The following is a 6,053-nucleotide window of genomic DNA, read 5'->3' as shown; positions in this document are numbered from 1 at the left end:
GTGGTGCGCATCGAGGACGGCCCCAAGGGCCTCGCGATGACCGTCGATGTGACGCCGCGCTATTGCGAGGCCGATCCGGTCGAGGGCGGCAAGCAAGCGGTGGCGGAAGCCTGGCGCAACATCACCGCGGTCGGCGGTAAGCCGATGGCGATCACCGACAATCTCAACTTCGGCAATCCCGAGCGGCCCGAGATCATGGGCCAGCTGGTCGGCTGCCTGAAGGGCATCGCGGAAGCCTGCATCGCGCTGGATTTCCCGATCGTGTCGGGCAACGTCTCGCTGTACAATGAGACCAACGGCCGCGGCATTCTGCCGACGCCCTCGATCGGCGGCGTCGGCCTGCTCGACGATTTCACCAAGTCCGCCACGCTGGCGTTCAAGGCCGAAGGCGAAGCGATCCTGCTGATCGGCGCGACCGAAGGCTGGCTCGGCCAATCCGTGTATCTGCGCGATATCTGCGGTCGCGAAGAGGGCGCGCCGCCGCCGGTCGATCTTTCGGTCGAAAAGCGCAACGGCGACGTGGTGCGCGGCATGATCCACGCCGGCACCGCGACCGCGGTGCATGACGTCTCCGATGGTGGCTTGCTGATCGCGCTGGCCGAAATGGCGATCGCGTCTGGCATCGGCGCCAAGCTCGACGCTGCGCCGGACGGCATCGTGCCGCATGCGTATTGGTACGGCGAAGACCAGGCGCGCTACATCGTCACCGTGCCGGAAAGCGCGCTCTTGAGCGTGCTGACCAAGCTGCGCACGGTGGAAGTGCCCTGCGTGCAGATCGGCGTCACGGGCGGGCACGAAGTGGCTGTGGCGGGAGAGCGCGCTGTGCATGTGAAGGCGCTGCTGCACGCGCATGAAAGCTGGCTGCCGAACTACATGAACGCGAAGGCGTCGTAAGCCGCCATTCCCCGGACGCGATGCGATACGAAGTATCGCTTCGCAGAGCCGGGGCCCCGGTTTTTTTGAGAAAGCAACCGGGATCCCGGCTCTGCGGAGCAGCGTTGCACGCTGCACCGCGTCCGGGAAACGTACGATAGCGCAACGCGCTTGCGCGCTGACGATCCGACGCGATATCCGCATGTTCTCGCTATCTCGATGGTGTTAGGCTTGGGCCGGCAATCGCGAAGGAGGACGAGGTATGGCTCGCCTGCTGTCGGTCAATGTCGGCCTGCCGCGCGACATCGCGTGGCAAGGCAAGACTGTCCACACCGCCGTCTGGAAAAATCCCGTTGAAGGTCCGCGTCAGGTGCGCCGGCTCAACGTCGATGGCGACGGGCAGGGTGACCTGGCCGGGCACGGCGGCGAGCATCGCGCCGTGTATGTCTATCAGATGGACTCCTATCGCTTCTGGCAGAGCGAGCTCGGCCGTGACGACTTCAGCCATGGCCAGTTCGGCGAGAATTTTACGGTCGAGGGCCTTCCGGACAACGAGGTTGGCATCGGCGACCGCTACCGGATCGGCGGCGCGGTGTTCGAAGTGACGCAGCCGCGCGTCACCTGCTATCGGCTGGGCATCCGCATGAACGAGCCGCAAATGGCGGCGCTACTGGTCGCGCGCGGCAGACCCGGCTTCTATCTGCGCGTGATCGAGGAAGGCCAGGTCGAGGCCGGCGACGAAATCGTTCAGGTTGCCGCCGGCCCCGAGCGCATGACCGTCGCCGAGGTCAACGCGCTGCTGTACATGCCCGGCCACCCGCGCAGCCAGCTCGAGCGCGCGCTGCGGATTCCCGCGCTGAGCGCAGGTTGGCGAAAATCGTTCCAGGCGTTGCTGGCGGGAAATGCCGGGCTCGGGCCGGCGTCCGGACCGCCACCGGCCTGGGCGGGATTCCGCCCGCTGCTTGTGTCGAAGAAAGTTCGCGAGAGCGACAGCGTGGTGTCGCTGGTGCTGGAGCCCACGGATCGACTTCCGCTGGCCACGGCACTTCCCGGCCAGTTCGTGGTGCTGCGCCTGGCGCTGGCGCCCGGGACGCCGGCGCTGCTGCGCAGCTATTCGCTGTCGGGCGAACCCGGCGACCGCAGCTACCGCATCAGCGTCAAGCGCGAACCGCATGGCGCGGCGGGCGCCTATATCGACGAGCAGCTACAGAGCGGCGACGTGCTGGAGGTCAGCGCGCCGCGCGGCGCCTTCACGCTTGGATCGGGCGACGGCCCCGTCGTCCTGCTCAGTGCCGGGGTGGGGGTGACGCCTGTCCTCGCGATGCTCCACGCGTTGGCGGTGCAGGCGTCGCCGCGAAACGTCTGGTGGCTCTACGGCGCGCGTCATGGCCGCGAGCATCCATTCGCCGCGGAGGCGGCCCTTCTGCTCAAGAATCTGGCGCAGGGCCATCGCCACATCCGCTACAGCGCGCCCGATCCGCAGGACCGGCTGGGAGTGGATTTCGATGCGAGCGGGCATCTCGACATGGCGGCGCTACGCGAACTGGACCTGCCGCACGACGCCGACTTCTATCTCTGCGGGCCGTCGATGTTCATCAGCGAACTGACGGCGGGCCTGGCCGCATGGGGCGTCGCCAAAGCTCGGATTCATTCAGAACTGTTCGGCGCGGGTCCGTCGAGCACGCCGGGCATCGCCGCCGCCCCGCAGCGAGCGCCGCATCCGCCCGTCGGGCCTGTCGGTGCGGGACCGCTGGTGTCGTTCGCCCGCAGTGGCTTGAGCGTGCCGTGGGGGCCGGCATTCCAGAACCTGCTCGAACTGGCCGAAGCCTGCGACGTCCCGGTGCGGTGGTCGTGCCGCACCGGCGTCTGCCACAACTGCGAAAGCGGACTGGTGGCTGGCACCGTCGCCTACCGGCCCGATCCGATCGACCCGCCGGCGGCCGGCAATGTTTTGATCTGCTGCGCGCAGCCGCAAGGCGACGTGGTGGTGGATCTGTGATGCAGGGGTCGTTCCCCGGACGCGATGCAATACGAGGTATTGCTTCGCAGAGCCGGGGTCCCGGTGAACTTGCGTAGTACCGGGATCCCGACTCTGCGCAGCGGCATGAAGTATGCCGCATCGCGTCCGGGACACGAGAGGCTGCTTACTCAATAGCTCCGCGTGCGATCCACCACATGCAGCAGCGGCGCCCCGCTTTCCGATCGCGCGACATTCTCCGCGATCGCATCGGCCGCCGAAGACACGCGCGTGGCGGCGGCGACGTGCGGCGAGATCGTCACCCCGGAATGCGACCAGAAAGGATGGTCCGCCGGCAGCGGTTCGGTGCGGAATACGTCTAGTGTCGCATGCGCGACGTTTCCGCTGTCGAGCGCGGCCACCAGCGCATCATCGTCGACCAGCGAACCCCGTCCGGCATTCAGAATGAAAGCGCCACGCGGCAATAGCGCCAGCCGTTCCGCGTTCAACAGATCGATGGTGTCCGGCGTTTCGGGCAAGATTGAAACCAGTATCTCGGCAGCAGCGAGCGCCTCGGGTAGGCGGTCCGCTCCCGCGAGGCAGCGCATGCCGGCTATCTCGCGGCCACGGCGCGCCCATCCGGTGACGCGGAAGCCGAGATGGGCCAGCGTCGTCGCCGCCGCCGATCCCAGCTCGCCCAGGCCAAGCACCGTGACCGACCGCTCGGTGGCCAGCGGCGGCACGTGGCGCGCCCAGGTCAGCGGTTTCTCGCGGACATAGAGATCCGTGCCGAGATGCGCGCGCAGCACGTGGCCGGTCACCCATTCCACCATGCCGCGCCGCAGCCCGTCCTCGACCATCCGGCACAAAGGCTGCGTCAGCGTCGCATTGCCGACGATCTTTTCGACGCCGGCCCACAGGCTCAGCACCGCACGCGCCTTGGTGAAGACGCTGAAGTCGACCACAGGGCCGCCAGTCGCATGGATGATGTAATCGACTGCTTCGGGCGGCATGTCGCCTGCAAGAGCCGTTTGCGCCTCGATGTTCCGGCGCCGAAGCGCCTCCAGGATCGGCGCGCGATACTCCGCGAACAGGTCGGGAGAGACGTTGAAAAGAAGCTGGATCACCTTCACCTGTCCATTCGGAAGTTCGTCATGCGCGTGCGGCGCGCGTTACAACACCCTTTTCGCGCCCGGAATCTTCCGCAACAAAATCGTCACGCCCCAGCTGCTCGCCAGCGTGCCGGCGAACACGATCAGCGCCTTCGCGATCGCGCCCAGCGCGGTGGCGTCGAGCAGTGCGTATTGCAGCCACAGCACCGCGATGTAGTGCACCACATAGATGCCATAGGCGTCGTCGCGGACGGGATCGAAGATGCTGTTGTCGCGCTGGCCGAACCGCAGGAACAGCGCCAGCACGGCGAGGCAGATCATGACGCAGGCGACGGCATATGCCACGCCGTAGCTCGACTGCCACCAGAACGGCGGCGCGCCGGTGAGGTTGGCGAGCTTCATGCGGCGGAAATTTACCAGGAAGGTGAGCGCGCCGAACGACAGCGCAGCCGCAATTACCCAGACGAACCAGCGCCGCGCCAGCGCGCCGGTGCCGGCCAGCAGGCCGCGGTCGATGTTGGCCGCGCCGATCCCCATGCCGGCGAAGAAGAACACGCCGTACAGCAGGGTGCGGCTGAGCTGCACCTGTAGCGGCCCCCAGTTGAACCAGCGGACGGCGCCGACCTGAAACAGCAGCGGCACATAAGCGAGGATGGACACCACCGTCAGCGCGGCGGCGAAGCGCGCGGGGCGCTCATAGGATTGCAGCGACAGCCGGTTGATGGCCTCGATCAGTTTCGGCGCGAAGAAATACACCGGGATCGCCAGCAGATCGAGAAACAGCAGAAACCAGATGAACCAGCCCGGCCCGTCGAACCAGATGCCCTGCTTGAAATTGCCGATCCAGAAATCGACGAAGCCGAGCTTGCCGCTGGAGAGCTTGTAGGAGGCATAATAGGCGATCGGCATCAGCACCAAGATCAGCGCCAGGAACGGCACGCCGAGCCGCAGCGCGCGGTCGCGCAGAAAATGGCCGACGCCCTTGCGCTGCAGGGAGCCTGCGACGAACAGCCCGGACAGCAGGAACATCAGGCACATGAAGAACGCGTCGTTGAACAGCGTCAGGATGTTGAAGCCGATCCAGCGCTGGCTATCGACCACCGGCGCCGACGACCACAGATAGTGGTTGGGATAGAACCGCCCGAACGCGGTGTAGGCCACCACCGCGTGGTTAGCGAGCACCAGCAGGGTGATGAAAGTGCGGGCCCGGTCCAGCGCGGCGTTGCGGTCTGACATGTGGATCGACGGGGCCCTGTGATGAGATGCGCACCATAGAACCTGATGTTGCAGGCGGCAAATCAGCGGAGATGGCGTAGGGTGGGCAAAGCTTCGCCGCGCGCAGCGCGGAGATGCGTGCCCACGTCCATTTCGCGGTCTTCTTTATTTCGCGGCAGGTTCTTTCGCGGCGCGTGGGCACGGCGCAACGGCGCCTTTCCCCACCCTACGCCCGTCGCGTGCGGCAATGACGGCGTCAGCCCGCGACGGTTTCGATCTTCACCTTGTCCGGATAGAACGCCAGGTAGTCCTTGATCTCGGCCATCGCCGGGAACGGCGTTTCGTAGGTCCAGATCGCATTCTCCAGCACCTTGCCGCCGGCGGCGATGCTGTAATAGCTGGCGTCGCCCTTGTACGGGCAATGGGTGGTGCGGGAGGTCTTCTCCACCAGCTTCAGGTCGGCATCGGTACGGGGAATGTACAGCACCTCGGGGTAACTGGCCTCTTTCAGGGCCAGCGCGTGGGTGGTGTCGGCGATCACCAGGTCGCCGGCCAGCACGCGGATGTGCTTGCCGGACGGTGTGATGGTGATCGGATGGTCGGGGCCGGGGAGCTTCATGGTCAAAACCCTCTTGGTGCTCGGATGCTGCCCTTCAGATGTGGGGCGAAAGCCGCCATTAAAAGGGGCCGGCGACGGATTATCGGTGGGAAGGTCGTGACGCGATGCGGTGTCCGCGGTAGGGTCGCAGATGCGACGCGACCTCGCCGGGCGCGATTCGACCGAATTCTGGAGACCTGACCATGCCGATGGACGCCCACGATATCGAGACCATGATCAAATCGGCGATTCCCGATGCCGTGGTCACGATTCGCGATCTGGCCGGCGACGGCGACCA

Annotated in this window: 5 protein-coding genes and 1 pseudogene; 3 read left to right on the top strand and 3 right to left on the bottom strand. The window is 66.1% G+C overall.

The features are described 5' to 3' along the window. Together JWR89_RS15690 and JWR89_RS15685 are read left to right on the top strand one after the other, a co-directional pair. Nucleotides 1-894: AIR synthase related protein (locus JWR89_RS15690; RefSeq protein WP_299717724.1), on the top strand; the 894-nt coding region annotated here is incomplete at its 5' end. A 241-nt stretch (nt 895-1,135) separates the two neighbouring features. Further along, nucleotides 1,136-2,872 (top strand): MOSC and FAD-binding oxidoreductase domain-containing protein, encoded by a 1,737-nt coding sequence (locus tag JWR89_RS15685; protein WP_299717722.1) that lies wholly within the window; start codon nt 1,136-1,138, stop codon nt 2,870-2,872. A 149-nt stretch (nt 2,873-3,021) separates the two neighbouring features. On the opposite strand, the gene JWR89_RS15680 is transcribed toward JWR89_RS15685, so the two are convergent. From JWR89_RS15680 to JWR89_RS15670, 3 genes are all read right to left on the bottom strand, one after another. Then, nucleotides 3,022-3,963, bottom strand: coding sequence for a glyoxylate/hydroxypyruvate reductase A (locus JWR89_RS15680; RefSeq protein WP_299717720.1), 942 nt, complete (start codon nt 3,961-3,963; stop codon nt 3,022-3,024). Between the two features lie 39 nt (nt 3,964-4,002). Further along, nucleotides 4,003-5,178 (bottom strand): acyltransferase, encoded by a 1,176-nt coding sequence (locus JWR89_RS15675; protein ID WP_299717718.1) that lies wholly within the window; start codon nt 5,176-5,178, stop codon nt 4,003-4,005. Nucleotides 5,179-5,413: 235 nt separating this feature from the next. After that, on the bottom strand, nt 5,414-5,776 hold the full coding sequence (locus JWR89_RS15670) for a DUF427 domain-containing protein (protein WP_299717716.1): 363 nt from the start codon (nt 5,774-5,776) through the stop codon (nt 5,414-5,416). 182 nt (nt 5,777-5,958) lie between these two features. Between JWR89_RS15670 and JWR89_RS15665 the strand changes: the two are divergent. Further along, nucleotides 5,959-6,053: pseudogene (locus JWR89_RS15665) on the top strand (BolA family transcriptional regulator); the annotation flags it as partial.

The sequence above is a fragment of the Tardiphaga sp. genome (assembly GCF_028290785.1).
In the GTDB taxonomy this organism is placed as follows: domain Bacteria; phylum Pseudomonadota; class Alphaproteobacteria; order Rhizobiales; family Xanthobacteraceae; genus Tardiphaga.
Note: the sequence above shows the minus strand (reverse complement) of the source record. Positions and strands in the feature narration are given on the sequence as shown.

Coding starts and splice junctions, on each gene's coding strand:
- JWR89_RS15685 (WP_299717722.1), top strand. CDS start 1,136: ATGGCTCGCCTGCTGTCGGTCAATGTCGGCCTGCCGCGCGACATCGCG.
- JWR89_RS15675 (WP_299717718.1), bottom strand. CDS start 5,178: ATGTCAGACCGCAACGCCGCGCTGGACCGGGCCCGCACTTTCATCACC.
- JWR89_RS15670 (WP_299717716.1), bottom strand. CDS start 5,776: ATGAAGCTCCCCGGCCCCGACCATCCGATCACCATCACACCGTCCGGC.